The organism is Pseudomonas sp. S11P7 (assembly GCF_023195435.1).
GTDB lineage: Bacteria > Pseudomonadota > Gammaproteobacteria > Pseudomonadales > Pseudomonadaceae > Aquipseudomonas > Aquipseudomonas fluorescens_G.
Genome location: NZ_JALPKS020000002.1, coordinates 4,298,764 through 4,317,590, shown reverse-complemented (window position 1 = coordinate 4,317,590; position 18,827 = coordinate 4,298,764). Strand labels below are relative to the sequence as shown.

The window sequence follows — 18,827 nt, the reverse complement described above, 5'->3', positions numbered from 1 at the left end:
ATGACCGTGACTATCAAGCTCGGCCAGTTGGCCGAGTTCCTCGGCGCCACCCTGCGTGGCGACCCCGAGAAGCAAATTACTGGGCTAGCCACTTTGCAAGAGGCTGGCCCAGCTCAGTTGAGCTTCCTGGCAAACCCTCAATATCGCAAATACCTGACGGGCTCGCAGGCGGCAGCGTTGCTGCTCAAGGAAGCCGATGCTGAAGGTTTTGCCGGTAATGCGCTGGTGGTGCCGGATCCTTATCTGGCCTATGCGCGTCTCTCGCATTTGTTCGATCCCAAGCCAAAAGCGCCTGCGGGTATCCACCCTTCAGCGGTGATCGCTGCGGACGCAGTGGTTGATCCAACCGCCAGCATCGGCCCGTTTGTGGTGATCGAGGCTGGCGCGCGAATCGGCGCGCAAGTGACCTTGGGCGCGCATTGCGTGATTGGTGCCCGCAGCGAAATCGGCGAGGGCGGCTGGCTCGCTCCACGCGTGACGCTGTATCACGACGTGCGCATCGGCAAGCGTGTGGTGATTCAGTCCGGCGCCGTGCTCGGTGGTGAGGGCTTCGGCTTCGCCAACGAGAAGGGCATCTGGCAGAAGATCGCACAGATCGGTGGCGTAACCATCGGCGACGATGTCGAGATTGGCGTGAACACCGCCATCGACCGCGGCGCCCTGGCCGATACCGTGATCGGCAATGGTGTGAAGCTCGATAACCAGATTCAGATCGCACACAACGTCCAGGTCGGTGATCACACTGCCATGGCCGCCTGCGTGGGCATCTCCGGCAGCACCAAAATCGGCAAGCACTGCATGCTCGCCGGCGGTGTCGGTCTGGTCGGCCACATCGATATTTGCGACAACGTTTTCCTGACCGGGATGACCATGGTGACCCACTCGATTACCGAGCCGGGTGCCTATTCTTCCGGCACAGCCATGCAACCGGCGGCCGAATGGCGCAAAAGCGCGGCCCGTATCCGTCAGCTCGATGACATCGCGCGACGGCTCAAACAGTTGGAAAAGCGCGTCGGGGAAGTGACCCCCGATGGCAATGCTTCATCTGATGGCTGATACCATTTCCATATCAAGTGTGCACAGCCTCTGGACTGCGTCCTTGATTTGCTAGAGGAGTGCGCGTCAGTCGCGCTCCCAATCTTTACATAGGCTTCCCCCTGAAATGATGGACATCAACGAGATTCGCGAATACCTGCCTCACCGTTACCCGTTCCTGCTGGTGGACCGGGTGGTGGAACTGGACACTGAAGGCAAGCGAATTCGCGCCTACAAGAATGTCAGCATCAATGAGCCGTTCTTCAATGGTCACTTCCCTGCGCATCCGATCATGCCGGGCGTGCTGATCATCGAAGCGATGGCGCAGGCTGCCGGGATCCTCGGTTTCAAGATGCTCGACGTCAAACCGGCCGACGGCACCCTGTATTACTTCGTCGGTTCCGACAAGCTGCGCTTCCGCCAGCCAGTCAAGCCGGGCGACCAGTTGATCCTCGAAGCGACCTTCATCAGCTGCAAGCGCAAGATCTGGAAATTCGAATGCCAGGCGTCGGTTGACGGCAAGCCGGTGTGCTCGGCAGAAATCATCTGCGCGGAACAAAAAGTATGAGTTTGATTGACCCTCGCGCAATCATCGATCCGTCCGCCATCCTGGCTGACGGCGTCGAGGTCGGCCCGTGGTCGATCATCGGCGCAGGTGTGGAAATCGGCGAGGGTACCGTGATCGGGCCGCATGTGGTCCTCAAGGGCCCGACCCGCATTGGCAAGCACAATCGCATCTACCAGTTTTCCTCGGTGGGCGAAGACACGCCCGATCTGAAATACAAGGGCGAGGAAACCCGCCTGGTGATCGGTGACCACAACGTCATCCGTGAAGGCGTGACCATTCACCGTGGCACCGTGCAGGATCGCTCGGAAACCACGCTGGGCGATCACAACCTGATCATGGCCTACGCGCACATCGGTCACGACAGCGTCATCGGCAACCATTGCATCCTGGTCAACAACACCGCGCTGGCCGGCCATGTGCACGTGGATGACTGGGCGATCCTTTCCGGATTTACCCTGGTGCACCAGTATTGCCATATTGGCGCCCACAGCTTTTCCGGCATGGGCACCGCGATCGGCAAGGATGTTCCGGCGTTCGTTACCGTGTTCGGCAACCCTGCCGAAGCGCGTAGCATGAACTTCGAAGGCATGCGCCGGCGTGGTTTCAGCGAGGACGCGATTCATACCTTGCGTCGCGCCTACAAAACTGTTTATCGCCAGGGACTGACCGTCGAGCAGGCACTGGCCGAACTCGCTGAACCGGCTGCGCAGTACCCGGAAGTCGCGGTGTTCCGTGATTCCATCCTGTCGTCGACTCGCGGCATCACCCGCTGATCATGGCCAGTCTGCGTATTGCGCTGGTGGCCGGTGAAGCTTCCGGTGACATTCTCGGTGCAGGTCTGATGCGTGCGCTCAAGGCGCAGCACCCGGCCGTCGAGTTCATCGGCGTCGGTGGTCCGTTGATGCAAGCCGAAGGCCTGAAGTCCTACTTCCCCATGGAGCGCTTGTCGGTCATGGGCCTGGTGGAAGTTCTCGGCCGGTTGCGCGAACTGTTAAAGCGCCGCAAGCAGCTGATCGCCACGCTGATCGCCGAAAAGCCGGACGTGTTCATCGGCATCGACGCGCCGGACTTCAACCTCAATATCGAACTCAAGCTGCGTCAGGCCGGGATCAAGACCGTGCATTACGTCAGCCCGTCGGTGTGGGCCTGGCGCCAGAAGCGCGTGCTGAAGATCCGCGAAGGCTGCGACCTGATGTTGACGTTGCTGCCATTCGAAGCAAAATTCTACGAAGAGAAGGGCGTGCCGGTGCGGTTCGTCGGCCACACCCTGGCCGACACCATTCCGCTTGAAGCCGACCGTGCCGCGGCGCGGGCTGAACTGGGTTTGCCCGACGGCCCGCTGGTCGCGTTGATGCCGGGCAGTCGCGGCGGCGAAGTGTCGCGTCTCGGCGGGCTGTTTCTCGACACGGCTGAACGCTTGCGCGCCATGCGTCCGGGGCTGCGCTTCGTCATACCGTGTGCCAATCCCGAGCGCCGCGCACAGCTTGAAGAATTGCTCGCCGGCCGCGATTTGCCGGTGACCTTGCTCAATGGTCAATCGCATCTGGCCTTGGCGGCATGCAACGCGGTGTTGATCGCCTCCGGCACCGCTACCCTCGAAGCGTTGTTATACAAACGACCGATGGTGGTGGCGTACCGTTTGGCGCCGCTGACGTTCTGGATTCTCAAACGCATGGTCAAGAGCCCGTACGTGTCGTTGCCGAACCTGCTGGCTCAGCGCTTGCTGGTGCCCGAGCTGTTGCAGGATGATGCGACAGTCGAGGCGCTGGCGTTGACGCTTTCCCCGTTGATCGACGGTGGCGAAGAACAGACTCGCGGTTTCGACGAGATCCATCGCACGTTGCGCCTGGATGCCTCCAATCAGGCGGCGGATGCCGTCCTCAACCTGATCGGTCAAACACGATGAGCAAGACAAGCATGCAGATGGGCCTGGATTTCACCCTTGTCGCCGAAATCGAAGAACTGGTGGCCGGCGTCGATGAAGTCGGTCGCGGCCCGTTGTGCGGTGCGGTGGTGACGGCGGCGGTGATTCTCGATCCGAATCGGCCGATTCTCGGTCTCGATGACTCGAAGAAACTCACCGAAGCCAAGCGTGAAAAACTCTACGACGAAATCTGCGAGAAGGCCTTGAGCTGGTGCATCGCCCGCGCCGAAGTCGAAGAAATCGATGAGCTGAACATTCTCCACGCCACCATGCTGGCCATGCAGCGCGCGGTGGCCGGCCTGCACATTCAGCCGAAACTGGCGATGATCGACGGCAACCGCTGCCCGCAGTTGCCGATGCGGTCCGAAGCGGTGGTGCAGGGCGATGGCAAGGTCCCGGCGATTGCTGCCGCGTCGATTCTGGCCAAGGTCAGCCGCGACCGCGAAATGGCCGCTTTCGAGCTGATCTATCCGGGATACGGCATTGGCGGCCATAAAGGCTACCCGACGCCCGTTCATCTGGAAGCGCTGTCGCGTCTGGGGCCGACCCCGATTCACCGGCGCTCGTTCGCCCCGGTGCGCCTGGCTTACGAGGCACGGGCAGTGCTGACCCAGGTTTAGGCGCAAGGCTGATGTTTTATTCGAGGCCCGGTACAATCCGGGCCTCGTTGTCTCTATGTAACTGGACAGGATCACTATGCCGGCTTCATTCGTTCATCTACGCCTGCACACTGAATACTCCCTGGTCGACGGGCTGGTGCGGATCAAGCCGCTGGTCAAGGCGCTCACGGCCCTGAACATGCCGGCGGTCGCGGTCACCGACCAGAACAACATGTGTTCCCTGGTCAAATTCTATAAAAACACCATGGGCGCCGGCATCAAGCCGATCTGCGGCGCCGACCTGTGGCTGTCGAACAAGGATCCGGACGGCCCGCTGAGCCGGATCAGCCTGCTGGTCATGAATGCCAAGGGGTATCGCAACCTCACCGAGCTGATCTCGCGCGGCTTCATCGAAGGCCAGCGCAACGGCATGATCATTGTCGAGCGCCAGTGGGTCGCCGAAGCCAGCGAAGGCCTGATCATGTTGTCGGCTGCCAAAGAGGGCGAGATCGGCATGGCGCTGATCGGCGGCAACCCGGCCGAAGCCGAGACGCTGGCGCGTGAATGGATGGCGGTGTTCCCGGACCGCTTCTATCTGGAAATCCAGCGCACCAATCGCCCCAACGACGAAGAGCAATTGCACGGCGCCGTGGCGCTGGCCGACAAGCTCGGTGCGCCGCTGGTAGCAACCAACGATGTGCGTTTCATCAAGCAGGAAGACTTCGCCGCCCACGAAACCCGCGTGTGCATCGGTGAGGGCCGCGCCCTCGACGACCCGCGGCGCTCGAAGAATTACAGCGATCAGCAATACCTGAAAAGCGCCGAGGAAATGCTCGAGCTGTTCAGCGATATTCCTGACGCGATCGAAAACACCGTCGAGATCGCCAAGCGCTGCAATATCGAAGTCAAGCTGGGCACGCACTTCCTGCCCAACTTCCCGATCCCCGATGGCATGACCATCGACGAATACTTCCGCAAGGTTTCTTTCGACGGTCTCGAAGAACGCCTCGCGGTGCTGCTGCCCAAAGACACCACCGAAGACTACGAAGCCAAGCGGCAGGTTTATGTCGACCGCTTGAATTTCGAGCTGGATATCATCATCCAGATGGGCTTCCCCGGTTACTTCCTGATCGTGATGGACTTTATCCAGTGGGCCAAGAACAACGGCGTACCGGTGGGTCCCGGCCGTGGATCGGGTGCCGGTTCGCTGGTGGCCTATGTGCAGAAGATCACCGACCTCGACCCGCTGGAATATGACCTGCTGTTCGAACGTTTCCTTAACCCGGAACGGGTTTCGATGCCCGACTTCGACGTCGACTTCTGCATGGACGGTCGTGACCGGGTGATCGATTACGTGGCCGAGAAGTACGGCCGCAACGCTGTAAGCCAGATCATCACTTTCGGTTCCATGGCTGCAAAAGCGGTGGTGCGTGACGTCGCGCGGGTGCAGGGCAAGTCCTACGGCCTGGCGGATCGTCTGTCGAAGATGATTCCGTTTGAAGTCGGCATGACTTTGGAAAAAGCCTACGAGCAGGAAGAGATCCTGCGTGATTTCATCAAGGTCGATGAAGAGGCCGCGGAAATCTGGGAGATGGCGCGCAAGCTTGAAGGCGTGGTGCGTAACGTCGGCAAGCACGCCGGTGGTGTGGTGATCGCCCCGACCAAGCTGACCGACTTCTCGCCGATCTATTGCGACGAGGCCGGTGATGGCCTGGTGACCCAGTTCGACAAGGACGACGTGGAGGCGGCCGGTCTGGTGAAGTTCGACTTCCTCGGCCTGCGGACCCTGACGATCATCGACTGGGCGCTGAAAACCATCAACCGCGACCGCGCCAAGGTCAACGAGCCGCCGCTGGATATCGCGTTTATCCCGCTCGACGACAAGCCGACCTACAGCCTGCTGCAAAAAGCCGAAACCACAGCGGTGTTCCAGCTTGAATCGCGCGGCATGAAAGAGCTGATCAAAAAGCTCAAGCCCGACTGCCTGGAAGACTTGATCGCACTGGTGGCACTGTTCCGTCCGGGCCCGTTGCAGTCCGGCATGGTGGACGACTTCATCAACCGTAAGCACGGCCGCGCCGAACTGGCGTACCCGCACTCGGATTACCAGTACGAAGGCCTCAAACCGGTACTCGCGCCGACTTACGGCATCATCCTGTATCAGGAACAGGTGATGCAGATCGCTCAGGTCATGGCCGGTTACACCCTCGGTGGTGCGGACATGCTGCGCCGGGCCATGGGTAAGAAAAAGCCCGAAGAAATGGCCAAGCAGCGCGGCGGTTTCATTGAGGGTTGCGCCACCAACGGTATCGATGCCGATCTGGCCGGTAACATTTTCGACCTGGTAGAGAAGTTCGCCGGTTACGGATTCAACAAATCCCACTCCGCTGCTTACGGTCTGGTGTCGTATCAGACGGCCTGGCTGAAAGCGCATTACCCGGCGCCGTTCATGGCCGCGGTACTCTCGGCGGACATGCACAACACCGACAAGGTCGTGACCTTGATCGAGGAAGTGCGCACGATGAAGCTGCGCCTCGACGCGCCGGACGTGAACACTTCGGAGTTCAAGTTCACGGTGAACGACGACGGTCGCATCGTTTATGGCCTCGGCGCGATCAAAGGCGTCGGCGAAGGCCCGGTTGAAGCTATCACCGAGGCGCGTCAGGCCGGTCCGTTCAAGGATCTGTTCGACTTCTGCGCGCGGGTCGACCTCAAACGCATCAACAAACGTACCCTCGACGGTCTGATCCGCAGCGGTGCGCTGGATCGTCTGGGCCCGTATTTCCACGACGAGCAAAAGGCTTATCAAGCCAATATCGACCGCAACCGCGCCGTGCTGCTGGCGGCGATGGAGGAGGCGATCAAGGCGGCCGAGCAGACCGCGCGCACCCACGACTCCGGGCACGCCGACCTGTTTGGCGGTTTGTTCGTTGAAGCCGATGCCGACGTTTACGCGTCCCATCGCAAGGCCAAGGAGCTGACCCTCAAGGAACGTCTCAAGGGGGAAAAAGACACCCTGGGCCTGTACCTGACCGGTCACCCGATCGACGAATACGAAGGCGAGATCCGCCGTTTCGCCCGTCAGCGCATCATCGACCTGAAACCGGCCCGCGACACCCAGACTGTGGCCGGGATGATCATTGCCCTGCGGGTAATGAAGAACAAAAAGGGCGACAAGATGGGCTTCATCACCCTCGACGACCGCTCCGGGCGGATCGAGGCGTCGCTGTTCGCCGATGCGTTCCATTCCGCGCAATCGCTGTTGCAGACCGACGCGATGGTGGTGGTCGAAGGCGAGGTCAGCAACGACGACTTCTCCGGCGGCCTGCGCCTGCGGGTCAAGCGCGTGATGAGCATGGAAGATGCGCGCACCAACCTCGCCGAGAGCCTGCGCCTGAAGCTGCAGACCCAGGACCTGAAAGGCGATCAGCTACGCTGGCTGGGTGAGCTGCTCAAGCGTCACCGCGGCGCGTGCCCGATCACCATGGAGTACACCAGCCCGGATGCGAAGACCTTGCTGCAGTTCGGCGAGACCTGGCGGATCGACCCGGCGGATGCGTTGATTCAAGCCCTGCGTGACCAGTTCGGGCGAGACAACGTCTTCCTCCAATACCGTTGACCGGCGAGTGCCATCACTGCGCTCGCCCGCAACCTGGATTTTTAATCTCGACCTTAGCGCGCCTCTCCCTTAAGGTAGGGCGCGAATAGACAACCGGCCGGCCCAAGCTCATTTGGGACACGACCCAAGACGGACGCCTATGAACCCGAATTTTCTAGATTTCGAACAGCCGATCGCCGACCTGCAAGCCAAGATCGAAGAGTTGCGCTTGGTCGGTAATGACAATTCGCTGAATATCGGCGATGAGATCTCCCGCCTGCAGGACAAGAGCAAAACGCTCACCGAAGACATCTTCGGCAAGCTGACCAGCTGGCAGATCGCACGCCTGGCGCGTCACCCGAAACGCCCGTACACCCTCGATTACATCGAGCACATCTTCACCGAGTTCGACGAGTTGCACGGCGACCGTCACTTCTCCGACGACGCCGCGATTGTCGGCGGTATCGCCCGTCTGGAAGACCAGCCGGTGATGATCATCGGCCACCAGAAGGGCCGTGAAGTGCGCGAGAAGGTGCGCCGCAACTTCGGCATGCCGCGTCCGGAAGGCTACCGCAAGGCCTGCCGTCTGATGGAAATGGCCGAACGCTTCAAGATGCCGATCCTGACCTTCATCGACACGCCGGGCGCCTACCCGGGTATCGACGCTGAAGAGCGCAACCAGAGCGAAGCCATTGCCTGGAACCTGCGCGTGATGTCCCGCCTGAAAACCCCGATCATCGCCACCGTCATCGGTGAAGGTGGTTCCGGTGGTGCACTGGCGATCGGCGTCTGCGATCAGTTGAACATGCTGCAGTACTCGACCTACGCGGTGATTTCGCCGGAAGGTTGCGCATCGATCCTGTGGAAAACCGCCGAAAAAGCCCCGGATGCCGCTGAAGCCATGGGCATCACCGCCGAGCGTCTGAAAGGCCTGGGCATCGTCGACAAGGTGATCGGCGAGCCACTGGGCGGCGCGCACCGCGACCCAGCCGCTGCTGCCGCATCGATCCGTGCCGAGCTGAGCTCGCAACTGGCGATGCTGAAGAAGTTCGATAACGAAGCGCTGTTGAAGCGCCGTTATGATCGACTGATGAGCTACGGTCTCTAATCGAACGCGCAGTATTCCTGTGGGAGCGAGCCTGCTCGCGAAAGCGGTATGACAGTCGACGAATCTGTTGAATGTTAAGCCGCATTCGCGAGCAGGCTCGCTCCCACAGGGTTTTAGGCAAAGGTGCAGAAATGGGCCAGTCCCCACTGATTTGCCGTCCCGGCTATTGCTGAACCTCAAACCCTGGCGCGACGCCGCTCACTGGCGCATCGCCTTCTCCGGTGGCCTCGATTCCACCGTCCTCCTGCATCTGCTCGCCCGTCTCGCAAAATCCCATTCCCTGCCTGCGCTCAGCGCTATCCACATCCATCACGGCCTTCAGGCTGCTGCCGATGCGTGGCCGCAACATTGTCAGGCGGTGTGCGATGCGCTGGGCGTGCCGTTGATCACCGAACGAGTGAAGGTGCAGCCGGGGGCGAGCCTGGAGCGCGCGGCGCGGGAGGCGCGTTACGCGGTGTTCAATGCGCTGACCGAGGGCAATGATGTACTGCTGACTGGCCAACATCGTGACGATCAGGCGGAAACCCTGTTGTTTCGGTTGGTTCGTGGTGCCGGAGTCCGCGGTTTGTCAGGCATTCCTGCGCAACGCCCGGTGGGCCAGGGGATGCTGGTTCGTCCGTTGCTGGAGGTTTCCCGGGCCGAGCTGGAGGCTTACGCGAACGTTCATCAACTGGCATGGATCGAAGATCCTTCGAATCAGGATCGGCATTTCTCCCGCAATTATCTACGCCATCAAGTCATGCCGGCGCTGACCGAACGCTGGCCACAGGCGCAGTCGAACATGGCCCGCAGCGCTGCGCATTTGCGCGAGGCGCAGGGCTTGCTCGATGAGCTGGCGCAGATGGATCTGGCGCAGGCGAGGACGGCGCATGATTTCGAGTGGCTGGGATTACCGTCGGTAGAACTGGCGCCGCTGGCTGCGCTATCTCCGGCACGTCAGCGCAATGCCCTCAGCCATTGGCTCGGACCGATGACACGCTTGCCGGATGCTGACCATTGGTCGGGTTGGAGCGATCTGTGCGAGGCCGCTGTCGACGCGTCGCCCATCTGGCGTCTGGCCGATGGCGAACTGCACCGCAGTGGCGGCCGGGTCTGGTGGCTGAGCGGCGAATGGCTGCGCGCGCCAGCTATCGGCGCCGACTGGCAGACCCCGTCGTTGCCGCTACGCTTGGCCGATAACGGTCGTGTGCTGTTCGACGGGGCGCCACCATCCGGGCCGTTACGCATCGCTTATCGTCATGGCGGGGAAGTCATGCAGATCGCCGGGCGCGGCCATCGTGACCTCAAGCGCCTGCTCAATGAGCGCGGCATGCCGGGTTTTGTCCGTGGCAGATTGCCGCTGCTGTTTCGCGGCGATGAACTGCTCGCGGTGGCGAACCTGCCGGGGCTCGACGGCCCGGCGCAGGGTGGCTGGAAATTGCAATGGCAACCAAGCGGTGAAGATCAAGGTTTGAGCTGAAAGGAGCATTCCGGTAGACTACGCTCCCTTCTTGATACAACTTCTGTGGATTCGCCTGAATTGCAGGAGTTGCCGATTACCAAGCAGTCTTTGCTGGGCGATTCCAAAAAATGTGTAGCGAGCAACGTACCGGTGTTTCACCTGCCGGTCTGTCCCAACGCGGCGGTTTTTTTGAAAGGTGCACTGTGATTAATGCAGGTGATCGGGGGCTTCGGCCTTCCTTCGCTTTCCCCGGCGGCTCGTTCCGCTTTAACGCAGACTTCTAGGGTTTTTCATGACGCGCTACATATTCGTCACGGGCGGTGTTGTTTCTTCATTGGGGAAAGGCATTGCCTCGGCTTCATTGGCGGCTATCCTGGAGGCGCGGGGGCTTAAGGTCACCATGCTGAAGCTGGATCCGTACATCAACGTCGATCCAGGCACCATGAGCCCGTTCCAGCACGGTGAAGTGTTCGTCACCCATGACGGCGCCGAGACCGACCTGGACCTGGGTCACTACGAGCGGTTCATCCGCACGACCATGACCCAGAACAACAACTTCACCACTGGCCGTGTCTACGAGCACGTGCTGCGCAAAGAGCGCCGTGGTGACTACCTGGGTGCAACCATCCAGGTGATCCCGCACATCACCGACGAAATCAAGCGCCGCATCATCAAGGGTGCCGGTGATGCTGACGTGGCGATGGTCGAAATCGGCGGTACCGTGGGCGACATCGAGTCGCAACCGTTCCTCGAAGCGATCCGCCAGTTGCGTTTCGAAGTCGGCGCCAAGCGCGCAATGCTGATGCACCTGACACTGGTGCCGTACATCGCCACTGCCGGCGAAACCAAGACCAAGCCGACCCAGCACTCCGTCAAGGAACTGCGTTCGATCGGTCTGCAGCCAGACGTGCTGGTGTGCCGTTCCGATCACCCGATCGACATCTCGTCGCGTCGCAAGATCGCGCAGTTCACCAACGTTGAAGAACGTGCGGTGATCGCCCTGGAAGACGCCGACACCATCTACAAGATCCCGGGCATCCTGCACTCGCAGGGGCTGGACGATTTCGTCGTCGAACGTTTCGGCCTGCAATGCGGCAGCGCCGATCTGTCCGAGTGGGACGCGGTGGTCGATGCCAAGCTGAACCCGGAACACGAAGTGACCATCGCCATGGTCGGCAAGTACATGGAACTGCTCGATGCCTACAAGTCGCTGATCGAAGCGATGAGCCATGCCGGCATCAGCAACCGCACCAAGGTCAACCTGCGTTACATCGATTCCGAAGACATCGAAAACCAGGGCACCGCGTTGCTCGAAGGTGTCGACGCGATCCTCGTACCGGGCGGCTTCGGTCTGCGCGGCGTGGAAGGCAAGATCACTGCCGTTCAGTACGCTCGGGAAAACAAGGTGCCTTACCTCGGCATCTGCCTCGGCATGCAAGTGGCGGTGATCGAGTTCGCCCGTAACGTGATGGGCTGGAAAGACGCCAACTCCACCGAGTTCGATCGCGCCAGCGGCCACCCGGTTGTCGGTCTGATCACCGAGTGGGAAGACGCAACCGGCGCCGTCGAAGTGCGTACCGAAGCGTCCGATCTGGGCGGCACCATGCGTCTCGGCGCTCAGGACTGCCTGCTTGAACCAGGCTCCAAAGTCCACGACTGCTACGGCAAGGACGTGATCGTCGAGCGTCACCGTCACCGTTACGAAGTGAACAACAACCTGCTGCCACAGCTGATCGAAGCCGGCCTGAAAATTTCCGGTCGCTCCGCTGATGCGGCGTTGGTTGAAGTGGTTGAGGCGGCTGACCATCCGTGGTTCGTTGCTTGCCAGTTCCACCCTGAGTTCACCTCGACACCACGCGATGGCCACCCGCTGTTCAGCGGTTTCGTCAAGGCCGCGTTGGCTCAACACCAGAAGAAGGCGTAACCCCGATGGCACAGAAGATCATCCGCGTCGGCGACATCGAGATTGCCAACGACAAACCCATGGTGCTGTTCGGCGGCATGAACGTGCTCGAAAGCCGTGACATGGCCATGCAGGTTTGCGAAGAGTATGTGAAGGTCACCGAAAAACTCGGTATCCCTTACGTATTCAAGGCCAGCTTCGACAAGGCCAACCGGTCTTCTGTGACCTCTTATCGCGGCCCTGGCCTGGAAGAGGGCATGCGCATCTTCCAGGACATCAAGCAAGCCTTTGGCGTGCCGATCATCACCGACGTTCACGAGCCGGATCAGGCCGCGGTCGTCGCTGAAGTCTGCGACATCATTCAGCTGCCGGCCTTCCTGTCGCGCCAGACCGATCTGGTTGTCGCGATGGCCAAGACGAACGCCGTGATCAACATAAAGAAAGCCCAGTTCCTCGCGCCTCAGGAAATGAAACACATCCTGAACAAGTGCGTGGAAGCGGGTAACGACCAACTGATTCTCTGCGAGCGTGGTTCGAGCTTCGGCTACAACAACCTCGTGGTCGACATGCTCGGCTTCGGCATCATGAAGCAGTTCGAGTACCCGGTATTCTTCGACGTGACCCATTCGCTGCAAATGCCTGGCGGTCGTTCCGACTCCGCTGGCGGTCGCCGCGCCCAGGTCACCGATCTGGCCAAGGCCGGCATGAGCCAGTCGCTGGCGGGTCTGTTCCTCGAAGCCCACCCGGATCCGGACAACGCCAAATGCGACGGCCCTTGCGCCTTGCGTCTGGACAAACTGGAGCCATTCCTGGCCCAGCTCAAAGCTTTGGACGAACTGGTGAAGAGTTTTCCGACGGTAGAAACCGCGTAATCCTCATTTCTCCGGTAAAGTACCGCACGATTTGTCGCTCATGCCCTCGGGCATGAGCGTTGTCGTCTGCAAGTCTGCCCGCTGTACTTCGCTTGCCGACGATTGAAGATTTCCTCTAGCTGCGTCGTTTTCGTCAACTTTGGAGTGTTTACAACAATGGCAAAAATCGTCGACATCAAAGGTCGTGAAGTTCTCGACTCCCGTGGCAATCCCACCGTGGAAGCGGACGTGCTTCTCGACAACGGCATCATCGGCAGCGCCTGCGCGCCGTCCGGTGCATCCACTGGCTCGCGTGAAGCACTCGAGCTGCGTGATGGCGACAAGAGCCGTTACCTGGGCAAGGGCGTGCTCAAGGCAGTAGCCAACATCAACGGTCCGATCCGCGATCTGCTGCTGGGCACCGACCCAAGCGACCAGAAAGCCCTTGACCACGCGATGATCAAGCTCGACGGTACCGAAAACAAGGCAACCCTGGGCGCCAACGCCATCCTCGCGGTATCCCTGGCTGCGGCCAAGGCGGCTGCACAGGATCAGGACCTGCCGCTGTACGCACACATCGCCAACCTCAACGGCACGCCGGGTGTGTACTCGATGCCGGTGCCGATGATGAACATCATCAACGGTGGCGAGCACGCCGATAACAACGTCGACATCCAGGAATTCATGGTGCAGCCGGTCGGCGCCAAGTCGTTCTCGGAAGGTCTGCGCATGGGCACTGAGATTTTCCATCACTTGAAAGCTGTGCTGAAGGCCCGTGGCCTGAGCACTGCCGTGGGCGACGAAGGCGGTTTCGCACCGAACCTGGCGTCCAACGAAGACGCGCTGAAAGTGATCTCCGAAGCGGTGGCCAACGCCGGTTACAAGCTGGGCACCGACGTGACCCTGGCGCTGGACTGCGCGGCGAGCGAATTCTACGAAGACGGCAAGTACAACCTGTCCGGCGAAGGTCAGGTGTTCACCGCTGAAGGTTTCGCTGACTACCTCAAAGGCCTGACCGAGCGTTATCCGATCATCTCGATCGAAGACGGTCTGGACGAGTCCGACTGGGCTGGCTGGAAGATCCTCACCGACAAGATTGGCGAGAAGACCCAACTGGTAGGCGACGACCTGTTCGTGACCAACACCAAGATCCTCAAGGAAGGCATCGATAAAAAGATCGCCAACTCGATACTGATCAAGTTCAACCAGATCGGCACCCTGACCGAAACCCTGGAAGCCATTCAGATGGCCAAGGCTGCCGGTTACACCGCGGTGATCTCGCACCGTTCGGGCGAAACCGAAGATTCCACCATCGCCGACTTGGCCGTGGGCACCTCGGCTGGCCAGATCAAGACCGGTTCGCTGTGCCGTTCCGACCGCGTATCGAAGTACAACCAACTGCTGCGTATCGAAGAGCAATTGAACGGCAAGGCCAGGTACAACGGTCGCAGCGAGTTCCGCGGCTAAGTACAAATGGATGAAAGGACAGCGGATTGTGTCGAAAAAGTCGTGACAGCGATGGATTTGCCACTAATCTGATGCCTTGAAAGCACAAGCCTGGATCTTTCCAGGCTTCGTGCTATCAGATGCTTGAAGTTTTCGCGTGGCGGTCTTTTTTCACTGGATACCTGATATTCGATGCGCAGTCCTTACTGGTTGTTTCTCGTTTTGCTCTTGCTGCTGGCCGGTCTGCAGTACCGCCTGTGGGTGGGCAACGGCAGCCTGGCGCAGGTCGCCGAGCTGAAGCAGCAGATTGCTGACCAACATGCCGAGAACGAAGGTTTGCTGGAGCGCAATCGCGTGATGGACGCTGAAGTCAGCGAGTTGAAAAAAGGCATGGAGACCGTTGAAGAGCGGGCTCGTCACGAACTGGGCATGGTCAAGGACGGTGAAACCCTTTACCAGTTGGCTCAATGATCGATTCCTTGCCGGACTTCTGGGCCGTGATTCCTGCCGCGGGCGTCGGTGCCCGAATGGCCGCTGACCGTCCCAAGCAATACCTGCAATTGGGCGGGCGCACAATTCTCGAACACAGCCTCGGCTGTTTCCTCGATCACCCGAGCCTCAAGGGGCTGGTGGTCAGTCTTGCGGTTGATGATCCTTACTGGCCGAACCTGGTGTGCGTCAGCGATCCGCGCATTCAGCGCGTCGACGGCGGTGCCGAGCGTTCCGCTTCGGTGCTCAACGCCTTGCTGCATCTGCATGCGCAGGGCGCCGATGATGAAGACTGGGTGCTGGTGCATGATGCGGCACGACCCAATCTGAGTCGCGACGATCTGGACAAGTTGCTCGTTGAACTGGCGGATGATCCGGTGGGCGGTTTGCTTGCCGTTCCTGCCCGCGACACGCTGAAACGCGTCGACAAGTCCGGGCGTGTGGTTGAAACCGTCGATCGCAGCGTGATCTGGCAGGCGTACACGCCGCAGATGTTTCGCCTCGGTGCGTTGCATCGGGCGTTGGCCGATAGCCTGGTGGCGGATGCCGTGATTACTGACGAAGCCTCGGCGATGGAGTGGGCGGGATTGAAGCCGCGTCTGATAGAGGGGCGGGCGGATAACCTCAAGGTGACCCGGCCGGAAGATCTGGAGTGGTTGCGCCAACGCTGGGCTAACCGGCGCTGATCTTCTTCGCCTGTTGAGCCGCCATCGCGAGCAGGCTCACTCCGACATTTGAAATGCGTTCCCCTGTAGGAGTGAGCCTGCTCGCGATAGGGTATTTCAGGCAACGCATTACTCACTCTTGATACTCCGGCCGCTCGGCCAGCCCTTTCTTAAGAAAATCCACCAACTTGCGCACCTTCGGCGACAAATGTCGCTGCTGCGGATACAGCGCCCACACCGCCGTATTTGGCGGCTGATGCGCCTCCAGCAAGGACATCAGCGCGCCGCTGTGCAAATGCTCCAGCACGTAATAATCCGGCAACTGACACAACCCCACGCCCTGCAACGCCGCATCCAGTACCGCCTGGCCACTGTTGCAGCGCCAGTTGCCCTGCACCCGTTGGGAAAATTCACGGCCGTTCTGCTCAAGCTGCCAGATATCCGAACTGCCGATCAGACAATTGTGCCGGCTCAATTCCGACAAGCTGTGTGGGCGACCATACCGTTCAAGGTAGGACGGTGACGCGCACAAGTACATGCGCCGGGGCGCTAGCCGTGTGGCAACCAACCGCGAATCCTGCAGGCGGCCGAGGCGAATCGCCAGGTCCAGACCTTCATGGACCAGGTCGAGTTGACGATTGCTCAGCTCGATATCAACGCGCAACTGCGGATACAAACCCATGAAGCGCGTCACCAGCGGCACGATAAAACGTTCGCCATACGCCACGGCGCAGGTCATGCGCAGCATGCCTTTCGGTTCGCTGGCCAGATCGCCGACGGCGCGCAACGCCTCTTCGCGACCGTCCTGCAGACGCTGGCAATGCTGCAGAAATGTCTGCCCGGCTTCGGTCAAGGTGACGCGGCGCGTGCTGCGATAGAGCAGGCGCGTTTGTAGACGCTCTTCCAAGCGCGCGATCTGTCGACTGATATGTGAAGACGAAACCCCGAGACGTTCAGCGGCGGCGGTGAACTGGCTGCATTCGGCCACGGCAACAAACTCGTCAATGCCTTCCCAGCGGTTTTCCAGCATCGGGATTATCCCTGTATGGCAATAATGTTTTGCTTTGGCCTGGATTATTAATCAAGCGGCGCTGAACTACACTGCCTGTCTGGTTTTTTATTCAATGGATTCACTGGAGAGTCAGCATGATCAAGTCGCGCGCCGCCGTTGCCTTCGAGGCCAAGAAGCCGCTGGAAATCGTAGAAGTCGATGTCGCCATGCCAAAGGCCGGTGAAGTGTTGCTGCGCGTGGTGGCTTCCGGGGTTTGCCACACCGACGCTTACACCTTGTCCGGCGCCGACCCGGAAGGGATCTTTCCGTCGATTCTCGGCCACGAAGGTGGCGCCATCGTTGAAGCCATCGGCGAGGGCGTGACCTCGGTTGCGGTCGGCGATCATGTCATTCCGCTGTACACCCCGGAATGCGGCCAGTGCAAATTCTGCAAGTCGGGCAAGACCAACCTGTGTCAGGCGATTCGAGCGACTCAGGGTAAAGGCTTGATGCCGGACGGGACTTCGCGTTTTTCCTACAAGGGCGAAACGATTTTCCATTACATGGGCACGTCGACTTTCTCGGAATACACCGTGCTTCCGGAAATCTCCGTGGCGAAGATCTCCAAGGACGCGCCGCTGGAAAAGGTCTGCCTGCTGGGCTGCGGCGTTACCACCGGTATCGGCGCGGTAATCAACACCGCCAAGGTCAAACCGGGTGACACCGTGGCCATTTTCGGTCTGGGCGGCATCGGTCTGTCGGCGGTCATCGGCGCGGTAAAAGCCAAGGCTGCGCGGATCATCGCCATCGACATCAACCCGGCCAAATTCGAGATCGCCAAACAGTTGGGCGCCACCGACTGCGTTAACCCGAAAGACTTCGATCGTCCGATCCAGGAAGTCATCGTCGACATGACCGATGGCGGCGTTGACTTCTCCTTCGAGTGCATCGGCAACGTGCAATTGATGCGCGCTGCCCTTGAGTGCTGCCACAAAGGCTGGGGCGAGTCGGTCATCATCGGTGTCGCCGGTGCCGGCCAGGAAATCGCTACCCGTCCGTTCCAGTTGGTCACCGGTCGCGTCTGGCGCGGTTCGGCGTTCGGCGGCGTGCGGGGTCGTACCGAATTGCCGAGCTACGTCGACATGGCCCAGAGCGGTGAGATCCCGCTGGATACTTTCATCACCCACACCATGGGCCTGGAAGATATCAACAAGGCTTTCGACCTGATGCACGAAGGCAAGAGCATCCGTACCGTCATCCATTTCTAAGGAGCAGCGACAAGCTACAAGCCATAAGCTGCAAGAAGGCTCAACGACCTCTTGCAGCTTGAAGCTTGCAGCTTGTCGCTGAGATAGCTATGAATCTGGAAAACATTTCCTGTCAGAAGAGTTTTGGCGGTTGGCACAAGCGCTATCGCCATCGCTCCGAAGTGCTCGATTGCGACATGGTCTTTGCTGTCTATCTGCCGCCGCAGGCGGAGCAGGGCGGTAAATTACCGGTGCTGTACTGGCTCTCGGGTCTGACCTGTACCGATGAGAACTTCATGCAAAAGGCCGGCGCCATGCGCATGGCCGCCGAACTCGGTCTGATTATCGTCGCGCCGGACACCAGTCCGCGCGGCCCGGATGTGCCGGACGATGCGGACAAGGCCTGGGACTTCGGTCTCGGCGCCGGTTTTTATCTGAATGCCACGCAGCAACCCTGGGCGCGGCACTATCGGATGCATGACTACGTTGTGCAGGAGTTGCCTGCGCTGGTCGAAGCGCATTTCCCGGCCTCGGACAAACGCAGCATCAGCGGCCACTCCATGGGCGGCCACGGCGCGTTGATCTGTGCGTTGCGCAATCCGGGGCGTTATCAATCGGTGTCAGCCTTTTCGCCGATCAACAACCCGATGGATTGCCCGTGGGGGCAGAAGGCTTTTACCAACTATCTGGGAGAAGACCGTTCGAAGTGGAAAGAGTGGGACGCCTGCGCACTGCTGGCCGATGCGAAGGAAAAGCTGCCGCTGCTGGTCGATCAAGGCGATCGCGATGATTTCCTCGCCACTCAGCTCAAGCCCGAAGCCCTGCAACACGCGGCAAAACAAGCAGGGCATCCGCTGGAGTTGCGCCTGCAACCGGGCTACGACCATAGCTATTTCTTCATCTCAAGCTTTATAGACGACCACTTGCAGCATCACGCACGCGCTCTAGGCGCCTAATGTTCG

General features: G+C 60.1%; 16 protein-coding genes. 15 read left to right on the top strand and 1 reads right to left on the bottom strand.

Going from position 1 to position 18,827, the window contains the following annotated elements:
- The 13 genes from lpxD (at position 1) to ispD (ending at position 15,648) form a co-directional block, all read left to right on the top strand.
- Complete coding sequence (lpxD, locus tag M0746_RS20025) at positions 1 to 1,056, top strand: UDP-3-O-(3-hydroxymyristoyl)glucosamine N-acyltransferase (protein WP_258450359.1); 1,056 nt, start codon at positions 1 to 3, stop codon at positions 1,054 to 1,056.
- Between the two features lie 106 nt (positions 1,057 to 1,162).
- A complete protein-coding gene (gene fabZ, locus M0746_RS20020) occupies positions 1,163 to 1,603 on the top strand; it encodes a 3-hydroxyacyl-ACP dehydratase FabZ (RefSeq protein ID WP_016771469.1) in 441 nt (146 codons plus the stop codon).
- A complete protein-coding gene (lpxA, locus tag M0746_RS20015; RefSeq protein ID WP_093104250.1) occupies positions 1,600 to 2,376 on the top strand; it encodes an acyl-ACP--UDP-N-acetylglucosamine O-acyltransferase in 777 nt (258 codons plus the stop codon). The genes fabZ and lpxA overlap by 4 nt, the downstream gene beginning before the upstream one ends.
- 2 nt (positions 2,377 to 2,378) lie before the next feature.
- Positions 2,379 to 3,509: a lipid-A-disaccharide synthase gene (lpxB, locus tag M0746_RS20010; RefSeq protein ID WP_274705834.1), complete on the top strand. Its 1,131-nt coding sequence runs from the start codon at positions 2,379 to 2,381 to the stop codon at positions 3,507 to 3,509.
- 11 nt (positions 3,510 to 3,520) lie between these two features.
- Positions 3,521 to 4,147 (top strand): ribonuclease HII, encoded by a 627-nt coding sequence (gene rnhB, locus M0746_RS20005; protein WP_258451507.1) that lies wholly within the window; start codon positions 3,521 to 3,523, stop codon positions 4,145 to 4,147.
- 76 nt (positions 4,148 to 4,223) lie between these two features.
- Positions 4,224 to 7,745 (top strand): DNA polymerase III subunit alpha, encoded by a 3,522-nt coding sequence (dnaE, locus tag M0746_RS20000; protein ID WP_258450358.1) that lies wholly within the window; start codon positions 4,224 to 4,226, stop codon positions 7,743 to 7,745.
- Positions 7,746 to 7,884: 139 nt separating this feature from the next.
- Positions 7,885 to 8,832: an acetyl-CoA carboxylase carboxyltransferase subunit alpha gene (locus M0746_RS19995; protein WP_038357918.1), complete on the top strand. Its 948-nt coding sequence runs from the start codon at positions 7,885 to 7,887 to the stop codon at positions 8,830 to 8,832.
- 166 nt (positions 8,833 to 8,998) lie between these two features.
- Positions 8,999 to 10,291 carry a tRNA lysidine(34) synthetase TilS gene (gene tilS / locus M0746_RS19990; protein WP_258450357.1) on the top strand — a complete coding sequence of 431 codons (1,293 nt, stop codon included), beginning with the start codon at positions 8,999 to 9,001 and terminating at the stop codon, positions 10,289 to 10,291.
- 274 nt (positions 10,292 to 10,565) lie between these two features.
- Positions 10,566 to 12,197, top strand: coding sequence for a CTP synthase (locus tag M0746_RS19985; RefSeq protein WP_208938532.1), 1,632 nt, complete (start codon positions 10,566 to 10,568; stop codon positions 12,195 to 12,197).
- 5 nt (positions 12,198 to 12,202) lie between these two features.
- Positions 12,203 to 13,048, top strand: a complete 846-nt coding sequence (kdsA, locus tag M0746_RS19980) for a 3-deoxy-8-phosphooctulonate synthase (protein WP_007954807.1) — start codon at positions 12,203 to 12,205, stop codon at positions 13,046 to 13,048.
- A gap of 156 nt (positions 13,049 to 13,204) precedes the next feature.
- Positions 13,205 to 14,494 (top strand): phosphopyruvate hydratase, encoded by a 1,290-nt coding sequence (gene eno / locus M0746_RS19975; RefSeq protein ID WP_258450356.1) that lies wholly within the window; start codon positions 13,205 to 13,207, stop codon positions 14,492 to 14,494.
- Between the two features lie 171 nt (positions 14,495 to 14,665).
- Entirely contained in the window at positions 14,666 to 14,944 is a 279-nt protein-coding gene (gene ftsB / locus M0746_RS19970) for a cell division protein FtsB (RefSeq protein ID WP_007964293.1), read from the top strand.
- Positions 14,941 to 15,648, top strand: a complete 708-nt coding sequence (gene ispD / locus M0746_RS19965; RefSeq protein WP_258450355.1) for a 2-C-methyl-D-erythritol 4-phosphate cytidylyltransferase — start codon at positions 14,941 to 14,943, stop codon at positions 15,646 to 15,648. The genes ftsB and ispD overlap by 4 nt, the downstream gene beginning before the upstream one ends.
- Positions 15,649 to 15,760: 112 nt before the next feature.
- Here the strand turns inward: ispD and M0746_RS19960 are convergent, their stop codons facing one another.
- Positions 15,761 to 16,657 (bottom strand): LysR substrate-binding domain-containing protein, encoded by an 897-nt coding sequence (locus M0746_RS19960; RefSeq protein ID WP_258450354.1) that lies wholly within the window; start codon positions 16,655 to 16,657, stop codon positions 15,761 to 15,763.
- 116 nt (positions 16,658 to 16,773) lie between these two features.
- Between M0746_RS19960 and M0746_RS19955 the strand changes: the two genes are divergently transcribed.
- Both M0746_RS19955 and fghA read left to right on the top strand, forming a co-directional pair.
- Positions 16,774 to 17,886, top strand: coding sequence for an S-(hydroxymethyl)glutathione dehydrogenase/class III alcohol dehydrogenase (locus M0746_RS19955; protein WP_203420942.1), 1,113 nt, complete (start codon positions 16,774 to 16,776; stop codon positions 17,884 to 17,886).
- Between the two features lie 89 nt (positions 17,887 to 17,975).
- Positions 17,976 to 18,821 (top strand): S-formylglutathione hydrolase, encoded by an 846-nt coding sequence (gene fghA, locus M0746_RS19950; protein ID WP_274705833.1) that lies wholly within the window; start codon positions 17,976 to 17,978, stop codon positions 18,819 to 18,821.
- The last annotated feature ends 6 nt before the right edge of the window (positions 18,822 to 18,827 follow it).

What these genes read in the sequence shown, in the direction of transcription:
- ftsB (WP_007964293.1), top strand. Translation starts at nt 14,666, where the DNA reads ATGCGCAGTCCTTACTGGTTGTTTCTCGTTTTGCTCTTGCTGCTGGCC.
- M0746_RS19995 (WP_038357918.1), top strand. Translation starts at nt 7,885, where the DNA reads ATGAACCCGAATTTTCTAGATTTCGAACAGCCGATCGCCGACCTGCAA.
- dnaE (WP_258450358.1), top strand. Translation starts at nt 4,224, where the DNA reads ATGCCGGCTTCATTCGTTCATCTACGCCTGCACACTGAATACTCCCTG.
- ispD (WP_258450355.1), top strand. Translation starts at nt 14,941, where the DNA reads ATGATCGATTCCTTGCCGGACTTCTGGGCCGTGATTCCTGCCGCGGGC.
- kdsA (WP_007954807.1), top strand. Translation starts at nt 12,203, where the DNA reads ATGGCACAGAAGATCATCCGCGTCGGCGACATCGAGATTGCCAACGAC.
- lpxB (WP_274705834.1), top strand. Translation starts at nt 2,379, where the DNA reads ATGGCCAGTCTGCGTATTGCGCTGGTGGCCGGTGAAGCTTCCGGTGAC.
- lpxD (WP_258450359.1), top strand. Translation starts at nt 1, where the DNA reads ATGACCGTGACTATCAAGCTCGGCCAGTTGGCCGAGTTCCTCGGCGCC.
- eno (WP_258450356.1), top strand. Translation starts at nt 13,205, where the DNA reads ATGGCAAAAATCGTCGACATCAAAGGTCGTGAAGTTCTCGACTCCCGT.
- M0746_RS19960 (WP_258450354.1), bottom strand. Translation starts at nt 16,657, where the DNA reads ATGCTGGAAAACCGCTGGGAAGGCATTGACGAGTTTGTTGCCGTGGCC.
- M0746_RS19985 (WP_208938532.1), top strand. Translation starts at nt 10,566, where the DNA reads ATGACGCGCTACATATTCGTCACGGGCGGTGTTGTTTCTTCATTGGGG.
- M0746_RS19955 (WP_203420942.1), top strand. Translation starts at nt 16,774, where the DNA reads ATGATCAAGTCGCGCGCCGCCGTTGCCTTCGAGGCCAAGAAGCCGCTG.
- rnhB (WP_258451507.1), top strand. Translation starts at nt 3,521, where the DNA reads ATGCAGATGGGCCTGGATTTCACCCTTGTCGCCGAAATCGAAGAACTG.
- lpxA (WP_093104250.1), top strand. Translation starts at nt 1,600, where the DNA reads ATGAGTTTGATTGACCCTCGCGCAATCATCGATCCGTCCGCCATCCTG.
- fghA (WP_274705833.1), top strand. Translation starts at nt 17,976, where the DNA reads ATGAATCTGGAAAACATTTCCTGTCAGAAGAGTTTTGGCGGTTGGCAC.
- fabZ (WP_016771469.1), top strand. Translation starts at nt 1,163, where the DNA reads ATGATGGACATCAACGAGATTCGCGAATACCTGCCTCACCGTTACCCG.